General features: G+C 70.1%; 17 protein-coding genes. 10 read left to right on the forward strand and 7 right to left on the reverse strand.

Features of this window, described 5'->3' with window-relative positions; translation table 11 throughout:
• Positions 1-245 precede the first annotated feature (245 nt).
• The 3 genes from V5F49_RS08640 (at position 246) to V5F49_RS08650 (ending at position 4,471) form a co-directional block, all read left to right on the forward strand.
• Entirely contained in the window at positions 246-1,463 is a 1,218-nt protein-coding gene (locus V5F49_RS08640) for a polyhydroxyalkanoate depolymerase (protein WP_394118177.1), read from the forward strand.
• A 91-nt stretch (positions 1,464-1,554) separates the two neighbouring features.
• The gene (locus tag V5F49_RS08645) at positions 1,555-2,808 is read left to right on the forward strand and encodes an MFS transporter (RefSeq protein WP_394118178.1); all 1,254 of its coding nucleotides are present in this window, start codon (positions 1,555-1,557) and stop codon (positions 2,806-2,808) included.
• A 232-nt stretch (positions 2,809-3,040) separates the two neighbouring features.
• On the forward strand, positions 3,041-4,471 hold the full coding sequence (locus V5F49_RS08650) for a homospermidine synthase (RefSeq protein WP_394118179.1): 1,431 nt from the start codon (positions 3,041-3,043) through the stop codon (positions 4,469-4,471).
• A 54-nt stretch (positions 4,472-4,525) separates the two neighbouring features.
• Here V5F49_RS08650 and V5F49_RS08655 read toward each other — a convergent pair whose 3' ends face one another.
• A complete protein-coding gene (locus tag V5F49_RS08655) occupies positions 4,526-5,416 on the reverse strand; it encodes an AraC family transcriptional regulator (protein ID WP_394118180.1) in 891 nt (296 codons plus the stop codon).
• A gap of 132 nt (positions 5,417-5,548) precedes the next feature.
• On the opposite strand from V5F49_RS08655, the gene V5F49_RS08660 reads away from it, so the two are divergent.
• Positions 5,549-6,304 (forward strand): SDR family NAD(P)-dependent oxidoreductase, encoded by a 756-nt coding sequence (locus V5F49_RS08660; RefSeq protein WP_394118181.1) that lies wholly within the window; start codon positions 5,549-5,551, stop codon positions 6,302-6,304.
• A gap of 47 nt (positions 6,305-6,351) precedes the next feature.
• Here V5F49_RS08660 and V5F49_RS08665 read toward each other — a convergent pair whose 3' ends face one another.
• Positions 6,352-6,906 (reverse strand): GNAT family N-acetyltransferase, encoded by a 555-nt coding sequence (locus tag V5F49_RS08665; protein WP_394118182.1) that lies wholly within the window; start codon positions 6,904-6,906, stop codon positions 6,352-6,354.
• A gap of 259 nt (positions 6,907-7,165) precedes the next feature.
• Entirely contained in the window at positions 7,166-8,296 is a 1,131-nt protein-coding gene (locus tag V5F49_RS08670) for a type III PLP-dependent enzyme (RefSeq protein WP_394118183.1), read from the reverse strand.
• Positions 8,297-9,097: 801 nt separating this feature from the next.
• Between V5F49_RS08670 and rplU the strand changes: the two genes are divergently transcribed.
• From rplU to V5F49_RS08695, 5 genes are all read left to right on the forward strand, one after another.
• Positions 9,098-9,445, forward strand: a complete 348-nt coding sequence (rplU, locus tag V5F49_RS08675) for a 50S ribosomal protein L21 (RefSeq protein ID WP_394118184.1) — start codon at positions 9,098-9,100, stop codon at positions 9,443-9,445.
• Between the two features lie 21 nt (positions 9,446-9,466).
• Complete coding sequence (rpmA, locus tag V5F49_RS08680) at positions 9,467-9,739, forward strand: 50S ribosomal protein L27 (protein WP_394118185.1); 273 nt, start codon at positions 9,467-9,469, stop codon at positions 9,737-9,739.
• Between the two features lie 148 nt (positions 9,740-9,887).
• Positions 9,888-10,517: a GNAT family N-acetyltransferase gene (locus V5F49_RS08685; protein ID WP_394118186.1), complete on the forward strand. Its 630-nt coding sequence runs from the start codon at positions 9,888-9,890 to the stop codon at positions 10,515-10,517.
• Positions 10,518-10,619: 102 nt separating this feature from the next.
• Complete coding sequence (locus tag V5F49_RS08690) at positions 10,620-11,126, forward strand: RNA pyrophosphohydrolase (RefSeq protein WP_394118187.1); 507 nt, start codon at positions 10,620-10,622, stop codon at positions 11,124-11,126.
• 232 nt (positions 11,127-11,358) lie between these two features.
• The gene (locus tag V5F49_RS08695; RefSeq protein WP_394118188.1) at positions 11,359-12,126 is read left to right on the forward strand and encodes an outer membrane protein; all 768 of its coding nucleotides are present in this window, start codon (positions 11,359-11,361) and stop codon (positions 12,124-12,126) included.
• A 408-nt stretch (positions 12,127-12,534) separates the two neighbouring features.
• Here V5F49_RS08695 and V5F49_RS08700 read toward each other — a convergent pair whose 3' ends face one another.
• From V5F49_RS08700 to V5F49_RS08715, 4 genes are read right to left on the reverse strand one after another with little or no spacing between them, the layout of a single operon-like run.
• Positions 12,535-13,176, reverse strand: coding sequence for a HupE/UreJ family protein (locus V5F49_RS08700; RefSeq protein ID WP_394118189.1), 642 nt, complete (start codon positions 13,174-13,176; stop codon positions 12,535-12,537).
• Positions 13,173-13,784, reverse strand: coding sequence for a HupE/UreJ family protein (locus V5F49_RS08705; protein WP_394118190.1), 612 nt, complete (start codon positions 13,782-13,784; stop codon positions 13,173-13,175). The genes V5F49_RS08700 and V5F49_RS08705 overlap by 4 nt, the downstream gene beginning before the upstream one ends.
• Before the next feature lie 32 nt (positions 13,785-13,816).
• Entirely contained in the window at positions 13,817-14,899 is a 1,083-nt protein-coding gene (locus tag V5F49_RS08710; protein ID WP_394118191.1) for a HupE/UreJ family protein, read from the reverse strand.
• Positions 14,896-15,777: a peptidylprolyl isomerase gene (locus V5F49_RS08715; protein ID WP_394118192.1), complete on the reverse strand. Its 882-nt coding sequence runs from the start codon at positions 15,775-15,777 to the stop codon at positions 14,896-14,898. Before V5F49_RS08715 ends, V5F49_RS08710 begins: the two co-directional genes overlap by 4 nt.
• Before the next feature lie 282 nt (positions 15,778-16,059).
• Here V5F49_RS08715 and V5F49_RS08720 point away from each other — a divergent pair, with 282 nt between their 5' ends.
• On the forward strand, positions 16,060-17,958 hold the full coding sequence (locus tag V5F49_RS08720) for a hypothetical protein (RefSeq protein WP_394118193.1): 1,899 nt from the start codon (positions 16,060-16,062) through the stop codon (positions 17,956-17,958).
• The last annotated feature ends 66 nt before the right edge of the window (positions 17,959-18,024 follow it).

Here is an 18,024-nt window from a genome sequence, read left to right on the forward strand (position 1 = left end):
ACATAAGGATGCGTGTTGCAATGCACCACGCGCCGCTCCAATATCCATAACAGGTACAATTCTTCGGGCCTGCTGCAAAGCGGAAAGCCGGGCCTGCGACAACTACTTATCGGGTTCCGCCGTCCGTGGGGGGCGTCGGCTGTCGGGGGACGCGGAACGAAAGGACCTTACGGCATCATGCTGCAGACATCTCTCCAGTCCTCCACCCGGCGGCCCAGCGGCCGCGTCTCTCGTCACGGGCAGCCATGATGTATTGGGCGTACCAGACCCAGTCCGACCTGATGGGGCCCATCCGCCTGCTGGCGGGGCTCGCACGGCAGACCCTCACCGGCCCCCTCGTCAACGGTTATGGCCACGCCGGGCTGCGCCACCTCGCCGCCGCCTACGAGCTGGTGGAGCGCGCCGGCCTCAGCCATGGCCGGCCCGATTTCGGCATCCGCTCGGTGGAGGTCGGTAACCGCGAGGTGCAGGTCACCGAGGAAAAGACCGCGGTCCTGCCGTTCGGCACCCTGCTGCGCTTCAAGAAGGACGTGGACGTGCCCCAGCCCCGCGTGCTGGTGGTGGCGCCCCTCTCCGGCCATTTCGCGACGCTGCTCGTCAACACCGTGAAGACGATGCTGCCGGATCATGACGTCTACATCACGGACTGGCACAACGCCCGCGACGTGCCGCTGGACGCCGGCCCGTTCGCCTTCGACGATTATGTGGACCACGTGATCCGCTTCCTCGAGATCATGGGACCCGGCGCGCATCTGGTCGCCGTCTGCCAGCCCTGCGTGCAGTCGCTGGTGGCCGCGGCGGTGATGGCCCAGACCAAGAACCCGGCCGCTCCCAGCTCCATGACGCTGATGGCCGGCCCCATCGACTGTCGCAGCAACCCCACCAAGGTGAACGAACTCGCCACCTCGAAGCCCATCTCCTGGTTCGAGCGCAACCTGATCACCACCGTGCCCAAGGGCTTCGCCGGCGCCGGGCGCCGCGTGTATCCCGGCTTCATGCAGCTGACCGCCTTCGTCAGCATGAACCTCGGCCGGCACATCCGGGCGCACTTCGACCTCTACAACGCCCTCGCCGAGGGCGACGAGGAGAAGGCCGAGGCCACCAAGACCTTCTACGACGAATATTTCGCCGTGCTGGACCTCTCGGCGGACTTCTACCTGGAGACCGTGCGCTACGTGTTCCAGGAATACCGTCTGCCCAAGGGCGAGCTGACCTTCCGCGGCGAGCCGGTGGATTTCCACGCCATCCGCAAGACCGCGCTGCTGACGGTGGAGGGCGAGCGGGACGATATCTGCTCCATCGGCCAGACCATGGCGGCGCAGGACATCTGCTCCGGCCTCAGGCCGCACAAGAAGCGCCACCACATGCAGGCCGGCGTCGGCCATTACGGCGTCTTCTCCGGCCGCAAATGGGCGGGACAGGTCTATCCCATCGTCCGCAATCACATTCTCGCCAGCGACTGAGCCGGCGGGACGGGCGCCGCAGGGGAAAGCCTTGCGGCCCCCCGGCGCCGCAGGTAGGCAGCGGGGCCCCTCCCCCCGCTCGTGACCGCCCGTGACCGCATCCCCATCCCATGCCGCCGACCGGCTGCGGGACCATCCCGCCTTCCTGCTGTTCTGGATCAGCCGGGTCGCCTCCGCCCTCGCCTTCCAGATGCTGGGGGTGGCGGTGGGCTGGCTCATCTATGCCCTCACCGGCAGCGCCGTGGCGCTCGGGCTGGTGGGGCTGGCGCAGTTCCTGCCCATCCTGCTGCTGACGCTGCTGGCCGGCCACGCGGCCGATACCCTCGACCGCCGCCGCATCGTGCTGGCGTGCCAGGCGCTCGCCGCCTTCACGCTGGCGCTGCTGGCCCTCGGCATCGCGCGCGAGGCGGCCGGCATCGTCGCCATCTACGCCGCGGTGACGATGATCGGCGCCTGCCGCGCCTTCGAGCACCCCACCATGGCCGCCCTGCTGCCGCGCCTCGTGCCCGGGCCGGTGCTGCCGCGCGCGCTGGCGGTCTCCTCCAGCGCCATGCAGATGGCCACCATCGCCGGCCCGGCGGCGGGCGGCTTCGCCTATGTGCTCGGGCCGACCGTGCCGCTGGCCGGCGCCGCCGCCTGCTATGCCTGCGCGGCCCTCGCCATGGCCGCCATCCGCCACGTCCATGCGCCTACGCGCGCCGCGGGGGGCGGCGGGCCGCGCCTGAGGACGCTGCTGCAGGGGCTCGCCTTCATCCGCGCCCATCCGGTGGTGCTCGGCTCCATCTCGCTTGACCTGTTCGCGGTGCTGCTCGGCGGGGTGACGGCGCTGCTGCCCATCTTCGCCCACGACATCCTGCACGTGGGCGCGGAAGGGCTCGGCGCCCTGCGCGCCGCGCCGGCCGTGGGGGCGGTGCTCATGTCGGTGGTGCTGGCGCGGGTGCCGCTCGACCGGCGGGTGGGAGCCAAGATGTTCGCCGCCGTTGCGGCATTCGGCCTCGCCACCGTCGTGTTCTCGCTGTCGCGCAGCTTCGGCCTGTCGCTCGGCGCCCTGTTCGTGCTGGGGGCGGCGGACAATGTGAGCGTGGTGATCCGCTCCTCGCTGGTGCAGCTCTCCACCCCGGACGAGATGCGCGGGAGGGTGAGCGCGGTGAACTCCCTGTTCGTCGGCACCTCCAACCAGCTGGGCGAGTTCGAATCCGGCATGGCCGCCGCGCTGCTGGGCCCGGTGGGCGCGGGGGTGCTGGGCGGCATCGGCACGCTTCTGGTGGCCCTCGCCTGGACCCGGCTGTTCCCCGGCCTGCTGCGGGTGGACCGGATGCCGGCGCGCGAGACCCGCCGCGGCTGAAAAAGCGCGGCAGGCATTTGGTTTGCCGGCTTCCGCATGCGTCTTTTGTTGACGCGCGGCCACGCTTTTCCCATGGTGCCCCGCCCGCCCCCGGCGGGCACCTGCCCCGAGCCGGCGGCGAGGACGCGATGCCCAGCGCATTCCGGCCGCGCGCCCCTGCCCGGGACCATGAAGCCACGGCGCGCCGCCCTGAAGCGCGGATCGCGCCGCGCCCGACGAGGAGTTGTGCACCATGAGCGACTGGCCGGTCCACGCGAAGATCGACGGCCCCATCGTGATGATCGGTTTCGGATCCATCGGCCGGGGCACCCTGCCGCTGATCGAGCGTCATTTCGATTTCGATCTTGAGCGCATGGTGGTCATCGACCCGGTGGACACGCACCGCAAGCTGCTGGATGCCCGCGGCATCCGCTTCATCCAGGCGGAAGTGACCGCCGAGAGCTACCGCGACCTGCTCACCCCCCTGCTCACCAATGGCGGCGGCCAGGGTTTCTGCGTGAACCTTTCCGTGGACGTGTCCTCGGTGGCGGTGATGGAGCTGTGCCGCGAGCTCGGCGCGCTCTACATCGACACCGTCGTCGAGCCGTGGAAGGGCTTCTATTTCGACGAGGCCATGCCCACCGCCGCGCGCACCAACTATGCGCTGCGCGAGAGCCTGCTCGCCGCCCGCCGCCGCAATCCGGGCGGGCCCACCGCCGTATCCACCTGCGGCGCCAATCCGGGCATGGTGTCCTGGTTCGTGAAGCAGGCGCTGCTGAACGTCGCCCACGACACCGGCCTCGACCGGCCCGAGCCCACCTCCCGCGAGGAATGGGCGCAGCTCGCCCGCGCGGTCGGCGTGAAGGGCATCCACATCGCCGAGCGCGACACCCAGCGCGCCCGCGAGCCCAAGGTGATGGGCGAGTTCTGGAACACCTGGTCGGTGGAGGGCTTCGTCTCCGAGGGCCTGCAGCCGGCCGAGCTGGGCTGGGGCACCCACGAGAAGACCCTGCCGCCGGACGCGCGCACCCATGAGGCCGGCTGCGGCGCGGCCATCTACCTGCTCTCCCCCGGCGCCGCCACCCGCGTGCGCTCCTGGACGCCCACGCCCAAGGCCCAGTACGGCTTCCTCGTGACCCACAACGAGGCCATCTCCATCGCCGACTACCTGACGGTGCGCGACGGCAACGAGGTGGTCTACCGCCCGACCTGCCACTATGCCTATCATCCGGCCAACGACGCGGTGCTGTCGCTGCACGAGATGTTCGGCAATGGCGGGCACTTCCAGGAGAAGTGGAAGATCCTCGACGAGCACGAGATCGTCGACGGCATCGACGAGCTGGGCGTGCTGCTCTACGGCCACGCGAAGAACGCCTACTGGTTCGGCTCGCAGCTCTCCATCGAGGAGACGCGCGAGCTCGCCCCCTACCAGAACGCCACCGGCCTGCAGGTGACCTCGGCCGTGCTCGCCGGCATGGTGTGGGCGCTGGAGAACCCCGAGGCGGGCATCGTCGAGGCGGACGAGATGGACTTCCGCCGTTGCCTCGAAGTGCAGCTGCCCTATCTCGGCCCGATGATCGGCACCTACACCGACTGGACCCCGCTGACGGGCCGGCAGAAGCTGTTCCCCGAGGACATCGACCTCGAGGACCCCTGGCAGTTCAAGAACATCATCGTGCGCTGATGCGTCCCGCCCCCGCCGTCGCAGAGGCGGCGGGGGCAGCCTTTCCGCCCGGGGTCAGGCCGCGGCCTGGGCGCCGGCGCGCAGGGCCTTGATGTCCCGCACGGGGGAGAGGCCGAACATGCGCCCGTACTCGCGGGTGAACTGGGGCACGCTCTCGTAGCCCACCGCGAACGCCGCATTCGCCGCCGAGACCCCTTCCGACACCATCAGCCGGCGCGCCTCGATCAGGCGCAGCTGCTTCTGGAACTGGAGCGGCGACAGGGACGTCGCGGCCCGGAAGTGGTGGTGGAAGGCGGACAGGCTCATGCCCGCCATCGCGGCGAGGCGCTCCACCGGGATGGAACGGGCGAATTCCGTCCGCAGCAGGTTCACCGCCTTCGCCACCTTCTGCGCATGACCATCCGACCAGCCGAGGCGACGGATGGCCGATCCGTGCCGCCCGGCGAGCAGCCAGTAGTGCATCTCCCGCACCATCTGCGCCTGTAGAACCGGCAGGCTGGCCGGCCGGTCGAGGAGCCGCATCAGGCGCAGCGCCGCCTCCTCCACCTCCGCATCGGTGGGATCGACGCGCACGGCGGCATGGTCGCCGGCCGGATCAGGCCGCATCTGCGCCGACAATTCCTCGATCACGGCCGGGTCCAGCTCCAGCACCAGCGAGAGATAGGGCGCGGCCGGGCTCGCTTTGGTGATCTGGCTGACGATGGGCACGTCCGCCGTGATGAGCAGGGAATCCCCCGCGGCGAAGGAGAAGCCCTGCGTGCCCATGCTGACATGCTTGGCACCCTGCACCACCAGGCACACCATCGGACGCGAGATGGCATGCAGCAGACCGGACGGCGCGGTGGCGCAGACCGTCTGCAGGCCGGGAATGGCGGTGGGCGAAGGGCCCTGGGCCTCGCCCCCGGCGCGGACGTGGCGGCGCACCGCCTCGAGAAGAGCAGTCATAAGGCAAGCCTAACCCATCGCCGGCGCGTCTGCACCGGCATCTGGAGGATCAGGCAAGCATTCGCGAGGTTCCGGCAACACCGCCGGCCCCCACCGGTGCCATATGGCGCCACCAGATCACGGGAGACGGACATGACCACGATCACCCTCATCACCGGCGGCAGCCGAGGCCTCGGCCGCAACACCGCCCTCGCCGTCGCGCGCCAGGGCGGCGATGTGGCGCTCACCTATCGCTCCAACGCGGCCGAGGCGGCGGAGGTGGTGGGCGAGATTCAGGCAATGGGCCGACAGGCCGTGGCGCTGCAGCTGGACACCGGCGATACCGCCGCCTTCCCGCCCTTCGCCGCCAGCCTCAAGGCGGCCCTGCGCGACGGCTTCGGCCGCGAGACCTTCGATCACCTCGTCAACAATGCCGGTCATGGCGACTACGCCGCGTTCGCCGACACCACCGAGGTCCAGTTCGACCGGCTCATGGACGTGCACGTGAAGGGCGTGTTCTTCCTCACCCAGGCGCTGCTGCCGCTGATCGCCGACGGCGGGCGGATCGTGAACATCTCGTCCGGCCTCACCCGCTTCGCCCTGCCCGGCTATGCCGCCTATTCCGCCGCCAAGGGGGCCGTGGAGGTGCTCACCCGCTACCTCGCCAAGGAGCTGGGCCCGCGCGGCATCTGCGTGAACACGGTGGCCCCGGGCGCGATCGAGACCGATTTCGGCGGCGGAGCGGTGCGCGACAATGCCCAGATCAACCGCGAGATCGCCGCCATCACCGCCCTCGGCCGCGTCGGCCTGCCGGACGATATCGGGCCGATGATCGCGAGCCTGCTGGGGCCGGGCAACGGCTGGGTCACCGCCCAGCGCATCGAGGTATCCGGCGGTCAGGCGATCTGATCGCGCGCCGGAGAGGCCCCGGCCGGCATGCGGCCGGGGCGCTCGTCTCAGGCGGTGCGGCGCAGCTCGCCGGCCACCAGCTCCGCAAGGGAAGGCTGCGCGACGCGGGCGCCGGTGGGGCTGATGAGGCCGCGGGCGCCGTCGAGCGCGCCGGGCGCCAGCTCCACCGCCAGCAGGCGGGCGCGATCGTAGGGGCCAGGCATCCAGAGCCCGGAGGTCTTGCGGGCGGAAAAGCCGAAGCGCTCGTAATAGGCGGCGTCACCCACCAGCACTACGGCGCCGTTTCCCTGCGCCTGCGCTGCCGCAAGCGCCGTGCGCATCAGCCTAGCCCCGAGCCCGCCGGCCTGGAACCACGGATGCACCGCGAGCGGACCGAGCAGCAGCGCCGGCTTGCCCGGCCCCGCCGCCACGTTCCACAGCCGCACGGTGCCCACGAGGCGCCCGTCCGGCCCATGGGCGGAAAACGCGAGTCCGTCCGCCGGCAGGCGACCTTCCCGCAGGCGCTCCGACGACTTGGCGCGCCGCTGCTCCCCCAGGCAGAGGTCCAGCAGGGCCTCGCGGGGGGCGATATCTTCCACGGATTCCAGCACGATCTCGGTCATCGGCAGCTCCTGCGCCAAGGCTGAGAGGTGAAGAAGCCCGTCCCGGCCGCGCGTGGCGGCCAAGGCTCAAAGCCGGTCTGGGGACGGGTGCGGAAGACGAGGGGACAATCCCCTCCTCAGGCCCCGGACGGCGGGATCGCCGGTGCCGGGGGGACCTTGTGCGGCCGGGTCGCGGATCAACGCTCGGACGCCGCGCGGGCAGAACTCGCGTGGCTTCGCTCAAACGCCGCGCGGGTCGGACTCCAGGGCGTCGAACGCCTCAGATCACATACGAGCGCAGCGGCGGGAAGCCGTTGAACGCCACCGCCGAATAGGTGGTGGTATAGGCGCCGCACGCCTCGATGATGACCTTGTCGCCGATGGACAGCGACAGCGGCAGCTCCACCGGGGTCTTCTCGTAGAGCACGTCGGCCGAATCGCAGGTCGGGCCGGCGAGCACGCACGGGGCGGTGTCGTCGCCGTCGCGCGGGGTGCGGAACGGGTAGCGGATCGCCTCGTCCATGGTCTCGGCGAGGCCGCCGAACTTGCCGATGTCGAGGAACACCCAGCGCAGGGCTTCCGCCTCCGACTTGCGGGAGATGAGCACCACCTCGGCCTCGATCAGGCCGGCGTTGCCCACCATGCCGCGGCCCGGCTCCATGATGGTCTCCGGGATGGCGTTGCCGAAGTGCTTGCGCAGGGAGGAGAAGATCGCCTCGCCATAGGACTGGGCCGCCGGCACGTCCTGCAGGTAGCGCGTGGGGAAGCCGCCGCCGAGGTTCACCATCGACAGCGAGATGCCGCGCAGCGCGCAGTCGCGGAAGATGGCCGCGGCCGAGGCGAGCGCCGTATCCCAGGCGTGCACATTCTTCTGCTGGGAGCCCACGTGGAAGGACACGCCATGGGCCACGAGGCCGAGGCGGTGGGCGTGCTCCAGCACGTCGGCGGCCATCTCCGGCTCGCAGCCGAACTTGCGCGAGAGCGGCCATTCGGCGCCCGCGCCGTCGCACAGGATGCGGCAGAACACCCGGGCGCGCGGCGCCACGCGGGCGATCTTCTCCACCTCCTCGTAGGAATCCACCGCGAACAGGCGCACGCCCACGCGGTAGGCGCGCTCGATGTCGCGCTCCTTCTTGATGGTGTTTCCGAACGAGATGCGGTCGGCGGTCGCGCCGGTGGCGAGCACCATGTCGATCTCGCCGGTGGAGGCGCAGTCGAACGACGAGCCGAGCTCCTCGAGCGCCTTCAGGATGGCGGCATCGGGGTTGGCCTTCACCGCGTAGAACACGCGGGTGTCCGGCAGGGCGCGGGCGAACGTCTGGTAATTCTGGCGCACGACATCGAGATCGACGACGACGCAGGGGCCGTCCTCACGTCGGGTACGCAGGAATTCGCGGATGCGATCGGTCATGGTGTCCTCCCCGTGACCTGAAGCCTCGTGAAGCGCGCCGGGGGGCATTCCGGAGCACGACGACAGGGACGGCAGCCCAAAACGCGGGCTGGCCGGGGCACGCGCGCGCAGGATCGCGGCGTTGTGGACACGCCGACGCGCCTGCGGGCCGTACCCGCTTCGCCGGGCATCTAACCCGGCCGCATCATCGGACCGAACGGCAGCCGAAGCGCCCGCATCCGGACAAGCCGAAGCAGGGGCGAGACAACTGCGCACGATTGGAGAGGGATATCCCGCTCCGCACGGCCGGCAAGATGTAGTGCCTCTTCAGTAACGCCGCCCTTTGGAGGGGCGACCGAGACCAAAAAAGCCCTTACGTCGTTGCTTCAAGTCACGTCCCCCGCATTGAGGAGCGGGGTGGGCCGGTTCCCTCCGGCTTGTCGATCGTCCTGGCAGCTTTCCGGCCTCTTGTCCGGAGATCCTACCGACCGACACGCGACCACAGGCACGTGCGAATTTGGGCAACGGGGATGTAGGGGATTCGACCCGCCCACGCAAGGGGCATCTTGAGGAAAAATGCGCCGCAGAATCTGCCTCCCCGAGCGGCACCCCGCACGCGCCGCCGGCGCAGGCGGCGACAGGCGCGCCGGGAGGCGGCACGGCACCCGCTCCACCCCGCGCCGCCGGCCCGGGCGACATTGACTTTGCCGGCATGCCTGGTGTATCGGGTCCGCTTCGCGCGGGTATCTGATGCCCGCATCCCCCGACCGACCGGAAGAAGCCCGCCCTTCGAGGCTGGCGGAACACGAAAGCGAGACAAGAATGTTCGCGGTCATCAAGGCAAACGGCAAGCAGTATCGCGTTGCCGCCGCCGACGAGATCACCATCGACCACCTCGACGCCGAGGTTGGCTCCATCTTCACGTTCCCGGTGCTGCTGCTGGGCTCGTCCTCGCAGGTCGCCGTCGGCGCCCCGCACGTGGACGGCGCCACCGTCACCGGCGAGATCGTCGAGCAGACCCGCGGCGACAAGGTGATCGCCTTCAAGAAGCGCCGCCGGCAGAATTCCCGCCGCAAGCGCGGCTTCCGTGCCGACCTCACCGTCGTGCGCATCACCGAGATTTCCGGCCTGGGCGAGACCGCCAAGGCCGAGGCCGCCACTGGCGCCTGATCAGGAACGAGGAGAGCAACAATGGCTCATAAAAAGGCAGGCGGCTCGTCCCGTAACGGTCGCGATTCCGATGGTCGCCGTCTTGGCGTGAAGCGCTTCGGCGGCCAGGACGTGGTGGCTGGCAACATCATCGTGCGCCAGCGCGGCACCAAATGGCATCCCGGCACCAACGTGGGCATGGGCAAGGACCATACCCTGTTCGCGCTCGTGGAAGGCAAGGTGTCCTTCCAGACCAAAGCCAACGACCGCACCTACGTATCCGTGACCCCCGCCGCCGCCGAGGCGGCCGAATAAACGGCGAGACCTGACGACATGCAGGATCCCGCCGGTCTCGTCGACCCGGTGGGCGCCTGAGCGGGCCTTCAAAGCTCAGACACGAGCCGGGGAGACGGGACAACCCTCTCCCCGGTTTTCGTTTGTCCTGAGCCTTGAGGAGCCCGCCATGACCTTGTGTGAAACGCCCTCCGTCGCGCCCTTGGCAGAGAACTGTATCCCCGTCCTCGAAACCGAGCGGCTGGTGCTCCGCGCGCCGCGAATCGAGGACGTTGCCGCCGTCGCGGAGCTCGCCAACAATCGCAAGATCGCGGAGATGACCGCGAACCTGCCGTTTCCCTACAGGCCGTCCGACGCCCATGCCTTCGTCGAGACGCTGGCCGCCATCCCCGACGCCGCCACCTTTGCCGTCTTCCTCAAGCGCGAGGGCGCGCTGGCCTTCGCCGGCATGGTCTCGTTCGGCCGCCGCCCGCCCGAGCCGGCGCCGGAGATCGGCTACTGGATCGGCGAGCCGTTCTGGGGCCTCGGCATCGCCACCGAGGCGGTGCGCGCGGTCATCGATTATGCCTTTTCCGAGACCGACCTCTCGCTCCTCCTCGGCTCGGCCCGCGTGGTCAATCCCGGCTCGCGCCGCGTGCTCGAGAAGTGCGGCTTCCAGTGGTCGGGCGTCGGCCTCACCCGGGTGCGGGCGCTGGGCGCCTCGGTCCCGGTGGACCGCTTCCAGCTCGACCGGCGCACCTGGGTGTCCATCCGGGCCTGGGGCTCGACCGCCATGCCGAGCCGCCGCGCGGCGCATTGACCCGGCCGGGCGCTCCCGCCCCATTCCCGCCTCCCGGGCCTTGCGCGGCGACACCGCGCAGGCCAATCAGGAGGCGAGATCCTTCAGCTGCGGACCACGCCCATGAGCAAGCACCACGACCTCCCCTACCGCCCCTGCGTGGGCCTGTGCGTGTTCAACGGGGCCGGCAAGGTGTTCGTCGGCCGCCGCATCGGCGGGCCCGAGCATGTGGACGCCACGCACTCCTGGCAGCTGCCCCAGGGCGGCATCGACAAGGGCGAGGAGCCCTTCGCCGCCGCCCTGCGCGAGCTCTATGAGGAGACGTCGATCCGCTCGGTGACCCGGCTCGGCGAGATCGAGGACTGGCTCTCCTACGACCTGCCCGGCCGCATCGCCGGCGAGGCCTGGAAGGGCAAGTATCGCGGCCAGACGCAGAAGTGGTTCGCCCTGCGCTTCACCGGCGCGGACGGCGAAATCGACATCGCCCGTCCCGGCGGCGGCGCCCACAAGCCCGAGTTCATGGACTGGCGCTGGGAGAGCCTCGACGCGGTGACCGACCTCGTCATCCCGTTCAAGCGCGGCGTCTATGAAGAGGTGGTGCGCAACTTCCGCCGCTTCACCGAGGGCTGAGCCGGTCGGCGACGGGCGCCCGGCACGCATCCGGCACACAGACGCGGGCCCAGACACGCCGACGCGAATACTTCTCCGGCAAAAATTCTGGCGAGTGACATCAATATATATCTCGTTTTTGTCTGCGGTATGACAGTCCGGACGCCCTCACCTGTTGCCGCAGGGAGACACTTATTACAGTGGAAGTGAGGTAAGACCCGGCATCCGTTTTATTCGGGGCCGGGGATCTCCAATGCGCAAGTCGCTGCTTGTCACCACCATTCTCGCCGCGCTGTCCGCCGGCACGTCCGCTCACGCGGCGGACCTCGCCACCAAGCCCATCACCAAGGCCCCCGCGGCCGCCGCGTTCAGCTGGACCGGCTTCTACGTGGGCGTCGAGGGCGGCTACGGCTGGGCGCAGAACAACTTCAGCAATTCCTTCGACCCGATCAACCCGGGCACGCTCAGCCTGCAGGACGCCGAGTATGACCTCGACGGCGGGCTGATCGGCGGCCAGATCGGCTACAACTACCAGATCAACAACATCGTCCTCGGCATCGAGGCGGACGCCGCCTGGGCCAACATCACCGGCTCCGGCTCCTACTTCAACGGCGTGGCGCCGAGCTGCATCCAGAGCAACGACCCCTGCTCGTCCAAGATCGACGCGCTCGGCACCATCACCGGCCGCCTCGGCGTGGCGTTCGACCGCGTGCTGCTCTACGCCAAGGGCGGCGCCGCCTGGGCCACCACCTCCCAGACCGCCGGCAGCACCAACATCGCCCTCCCCTTCCTGAACTACAGCGCCACCACCGACCTGACCCGCTGGGGCTGGACCGCCGGCGCCGGCGTGGAATGGGCCTTCCTGAACAACTGGTCCGCCAAGGTCGAATACAACTACATGGACTTCGGCAGCGAGCAGGTGACCTTCAACTTCGTGCCGAACACCTTCATCAACCCCTACAGCGCCACGCTCGCGCAGAGCGTGCAGGTGCTGAAGGCCGGCATCAACTACCGCTTCTGATCGCCGCCGCCGCGGGGCATCGCGCCCCGCGGCGCGCAACTCAAAAAGCCCCGGCCTGCCGGGGCTTTCTTTTTGCTCCGCCCACGGACGCGGCAGCGGCGATCGGGCGGGCCATGATGCAGCTCGGTCCGCAGCCCGCCCGCCGTGGGTCGCGCCGTGGCTGAAGACGAGCCTTGATGGGGCACCCGCGCGGTCCCGGCCGCAAGGCGGCATGGCGCGGCTCTGGACCAGCGGGCAGGTGGATGAAGCACGCGGCGCGGCGCCGCCGGGCAGCCGCCCCAAAGGCGGACCCACGTCAGGTGCGGCAAGAGCGCGCTGGCAGCGTTGCCTCCGCCGAACTTGCAGGGCCCAGCCGCGCGGCGGGTTGCGAGCGCCGGCGCGCTGGCCGCGCCGCCGCCGGAAGCGCCCTCAGGCGCCCGGCAGCGCGAGGTGCAGGCCCAGCACCATGATGCCCACGGCCGCCACCCAGCTGCCGCCCGCGCGCAGCGCCACCGGCCGCCAGGAGGCCCCGCGCAGGAACGCGATGGCGCTCCCCGTGGCGAGGGTCATCACCACATAGCCGCAGGTGGCCATGCCGGAGAGGAACAGCAGCCTGTCCGTGCCGGGCCCCATGGCCGCGCCGTTCTGGGCGCCGTGCAGCAGGCCGGTCACAACGGTCAGCGCCAGCAAGACACCCAGCGGCAGGCGCGCGGCGAGCGCCACCGCCAGCCCCGTCACCGCCACCAGCAGGAGGCCGACGATCTGCGCCGCCGCCGGCACCGCGAAGGACATCGACGCAGCGCCGCCCACGGCCAGCGCGACTGGAAAGGCGAGAATGACCCAGCGCGCGCGCTGCGGCCCCTGGAAGGCGGCGAGCGCGGCGAGAGCGATCCACGGCAGGATCTGCTGCAGATCGGTGAGGGGATGCAGCGCGCCGCCGTAGAAATCCCCGAGGCGCGTCTCCACCAGATGCGCCTCGGCCACGCCGGGGATGCAGGCGAAGGCGGCGGCGAGGGCCACCGTCGCCGCCGGCAGGCGCGCCAGCGCGCGCCGGAAGGAGCCCGCGCTCATTCGATCACACCCACCGCGCCGAGGAGGAAATAGAAGCCGAGGCAGCCGATGGCGGCGCCGCACACGCGCACCGCGCGCGCCCCCGCTTCCCACTTCACGAGCACGCCGATGAGGATGCCGGTGAGGTGAAGAAGGCCGGTCGCAACCACGAAGCCGACCGCGAAGGCGATGGCGTCGGCCGCCTCCGGCAGCTCGCGGCCGTGGGCATAGCCGTGAAAGACGGCGAACAGGCCGACAAGGCACGCCGCCACCCACAGCGGCGGCCGCGCCGCCATCGCCACCATCAGGCCGAGCGCGATGCCGGAGATGGCGATCACCGGCTCGACGAACGGCAGCGGCACGCCCAGCACGCCCAGAAGGCCGCCCACCGCCATCACCAGCGGGAAGGTGATGGGCAGCACCCAGATGGCCGGATTGCCCAGCTGCGCGCCCCACAGGCCCACGGCAACCATGGCGATCAGATGATCAGGGCCGGTGAGCGGGTGGAGGAAGCCGCTCTCGAGGCCCACCGCCACCCCCGACCCCGTATGGGCGAGGGCGGGCGCGAGCGGAATGACGGCAAGCAGGAGCCCGAGCGGCAGCGCGCTGCCAAGAAGGTGGCGTTTCATCTCAATCGTCCTGAATTGTTGGCGACGGCGGGTCAGATCCGCGTGAGAAACCAGAAGGAGGCGACCGATCCGATGACGTAGGCGGGGATGGCCGCGCCCCAGCGCGGCAGCAGCGCCTGCGCCTGCCGGTGCGCCCACATGAGCGCGAGCACCGCCGCCACGAACAGGAGCTGGCCGATCTCCACGCCCACGTTGAAGAACAGGAGGGCGATGGGCAGCGTCGCCTGCGGGATGCCGAGCGCCGTGAGCGCCGTGGCGAAGCCCAGCCCATGCAAAAGGCCGAAGGCGAAGGCGACGGTCCAGGGATAGCGCACCGTCAGGCCGGGCTCGCCGCGCTGCGCCTTCACGATCTCCACGCCGACGAACACGATGCTGAGGGCGATGGCCGCATTCAGCGGCCGCTCCGGCACGCCCACCCAGCCGAACGTCGCGGCCGCGAGGGAGATGGAGTGGCCCACGGTGAAGGCGGTGATGGTCTTCACCAGCTTCCATCCGCCCTTCACCAGCCAGATCAGGCCGAGCACGAACAGCAGGTGGTCGATGCCCCGCAGGATATGGTCGATGCCGAGGTTTACGTAGGTTTCCGCCAGATCCTGCCACACGGCGAGATCGGTGCCGGGATCGCGCGCCGCGGTCATGGTCGGCTTGGCGGCGGTGACGGTGTAGGTCTCGGTCGGGCCCTCGCGCGGCACCACGCGGATGGTCGCCACCGACTGGCGGGTGCCGAGCCCCATGAAGCTCAGCCGGCCGGCGAGCCCGCGCTCGCCGCAGTCGAGCTCCGGCTGCTCCCAGCGGCAGTGCGGCGGGAACACCGGCTGCAGGCTCGGGTCCACGGGCGGCATGGTCCACTGGCCGATATAGCGGCCCGGCCCGACCTCGCGCAGGGTGATGACCGCCATGGTGGCCTCGTGCGCGCCGGCCGGCGACGCGGGCAGCAGGCCGGCGAGCGGAACCAGCAGCGTCGCCGCCGTCAACGCACGGACGACCGCGCGGGTCAGCCGCGAGCGACCGGGCAGTCTCGTCCGCACGGCAGACCACGCCGCGATCGAATACGCGGCGACGAGAAGCACGACGCGGCCGGCCAGCCCCGCGCCGGACAGCACCGGCTCGCTCATGGCTCGTCCCGCCGGATCACATAGGCCTTGCCGAGGTCGCGCGTGGCGGCGATGGCGAGCACGCGGCGGCGCTCGTCCTTCCACGCCTGGGCGACCTGCGAGCCCACCTCGTCGAGGTCCACGGCGCGGCCCGCGGTGAAGGTGTCGAGCCGGACCACGTGCCAGCCGTCGGCGGCCTGCACCACCCGCCATTCGCCCGCGGGCAGCGCCACCAGCGCGTCGACGAACGGCTTGCCGAGAGACGGCTCCAGCGAGGCGCGCGGGCGCTGGGCGAAGATGTAGGCGCGCTGGCGCACGTCCTCCGGCTCCTCGCCGGCGAGGATCTGCTCCAGAACCCGCCGGCTCTGCATCTCTGCATCCGGCCCGGTGAAGGGCACGTCGATGAAGCTGACGAGGTCGGGAATGTCGTAGCCGGCGCGGCGCTTCTCGTACCACGCGGAAAGCTCGGCCCGGGTCGGCTCCTTCACCTCGACGCCGCCGAAGATGAGCAGGCGCATCTTGTGGGTGATGCGGTCGCGAATCATCTCGTCGCCCTTGTCGAGGCCCTGCGCGAGCGCCTCGCGGAAGGTGATCTCGTTGAGGATCCACAGGTCCTCGAGCTTGGCATACTCGTCCGGCCCCGGCGCGCGGCCCTCGTGGGCGCCGCGGAAGGCGTCGACGATGGACTTGCGGACCTCGGGCGACACCTCGATCAGCTTCTCCTTGCTGACCGACGGGGTGACCGCGGCGTGGGCGGCGAAGATGGCGGCGCCCATCAGCATGAACTGGATCAGCGGCTCCCGCAGCAGCCGCAGCAGCCAGCCGACGGCCGTGCGCGCTGCGCCGGCCTGCTCCGCGGTGGCCGCGGTGGCGGCCGGCTCATTGCCCGATGACGTCACGACCTGTCCCCCGCCCGGCCCGCCACGGAGCCGGGTTCTGCCTCTTGCATGGTGCGGCGCATCCCCTAGCCGGCCACCGGTGTCGGGCTGATGACAGCCGCGCCCGCCCGGACGGAACCCTCGCGTGCAGGCTGACGCCGGGACACCCAATACTGTTATTCGGCTAGCTTTCCCCGCCGTCATCAAAGCTTCAGGAGGTGGTCACAGAACACCGATAGTAGAGCGCCAGCGGATTGTGGACATCCGTTTATCAGCTTGAGGGGTTGGGATATGAAGAGCGGAATGCTGACGCATCAGCTGATCGCCGGGGCGTCGGTCCTGGCGGTGGCGGGCGCGATGACGACCGTGGACGTGACGCCGGCGTTCGCCGACAGCTACATGGCGGGCGACTTCCACAACCACACGCCGTGCTCCGACGGACGCTCCTCCGTCGAGACCATGGTGAAGAAGGCCGTGCAGAGCTACGGCCTCGAGTGGCTCGGCGCGGCCGACCACGGCGGCTCCAGCCCGCGCGACTGCCGCGTGGACGATCCGGAGGGCGACGGCTCCACCACCGGCTCGGGCCGCTTCTTCGACCAGGTGCAGGGCCTCGTCATCAAGGGCGACACCGCCACCTCGCAGGGCCACCGCGCCATGTGGCGCTGGCAGAGCGCCGAGGACATCATCTATCCCGAGATCACGCGCCTCGCGAAGGATCTCAACAAGCCGATGCTCTACGCCGGCATCGAGACCAACGTGCCCGGCCACGAGCACACCTCGATGACCGTCATCGGCAACCAGAAGCCGCAGAACTTCACCGGCAACACCGGTGACGCCAGCGCGGTGGCCGAGTTCGAGTACCGGTTCGACCGCTCGGACACCGACTTCAGCAAGGGCGCGCCCACCCACACCTGGGAAGGCAAGGTCGCCAACGCCTCCGGGTCCGGCTCCGGCACCGCGAACCACAAGAACAAGGCGGTTCCCAGCGTCCAGTGGCTGCAGAAGAACTATCCGCTCGACAGCTATTACGTGCCCGCGCACGTGGAGCGCGCCGGCGTGTTCAACCCGAACGGCAACAACGGCTTCAACATCGAGCACTTCCGCGATTTCAACAACGCGGGCCCGACCGTCGCCGTCGGCTTCGAGAGCCAGCCCGGCCACCAGGCCTCCAACAATCGCGGCGAATACCGGGCCGGCTTCTGCGGCGCGGGCTGTGATTCGGTGGGCGTGACCACCTTCGGCGGCACCGGCATCTACGCCGCCAAGATCGGCGGCGTATGGGACGCGCTGCTCGGCGAGGGCCGCAACTGGTTCTTCTACGCCTCGTCCGACTGGCACAACCGCGGCGCCTTCAGCATCTACGAGGCGAGCACCACCAACGACTTCTACCCGGGCGAATACCAGAAGCTGTACCTGCCGCGCGCGACCGCCGGCACCGTGCTGCGCCCGCAGGTGGTGGTGGACGGCGTGCGCTCCGGCAACGCCTACTCGGTGCAGGGCGACCTCATCACCGGCGAGCTGAGCTACAAGGCCCAGGTGGTCGGCTATGCCGCCGCCGGCACGGCCAAGATGGGCCAGACGCTGGTGGTGCCGCGTGGCCGCTCGGTGGTGCTCACCCTCGAGGTGAACCAGTCCGCCGCGCCGAACCACTCGCCCTACAGCTTCAACAACCCCTCCCTGGCGCAGATCGGCGTCAAGGAGCCCCTGAACCGCCCGACCCTGCGTCAGGTGCAGTTCATCAAGGGTGACGTCTCCGGCGTGGTGGCGCCCACCGGTGCCAACTACACCAGCGGCACCAACCCCTCGGCCGGCGTCGTCGCCACCTTCAGCCCGTCCAACTGGAGCGCCAGCGGCCAGAAGCGGACCATGGTGGTGACCATCCCGAACGTGCAGCACAACATGTACGTCCGGGCCCGCGGCAGCAACCTGCCGCCGTCCGTCCCGGCCGAGACCGACGCCCAGGGCAACCCGCTCAACGACTGGGATCCCGAGAACGTGTCGCAGGGCCCCTACGTGCCGTGCACCGACGCCGCCTGCCCCGCCCACATGGTGGTGCGCGACGGCGCCAAGATCTCCAGCTACGACGTGGCTGCGTGGTCGGACCTGTGGTTCTACACCAACCCCATCTTCATCCGCGTCTCCGACCAGCCGAAGCTGCTGGTGGAGACCAACGGCGCCCTCGCGGTGTCGCTGAAGAAGTGAGGCCCGCGGCGGGGCGGCCGGCCTGAACGGCCCCGTCCCCGCCCGCGCTCGAAACGGGGCGGCCTA

This window comes from Xanthobacter lutulentifluminis, from assembly GCF_043194675.2.
Lineage (GTDB): Bacteria > Pseudomonadota > Alphaproteobacteria > Rhizobiales > Xanthobacteraceae > Xanthobacter.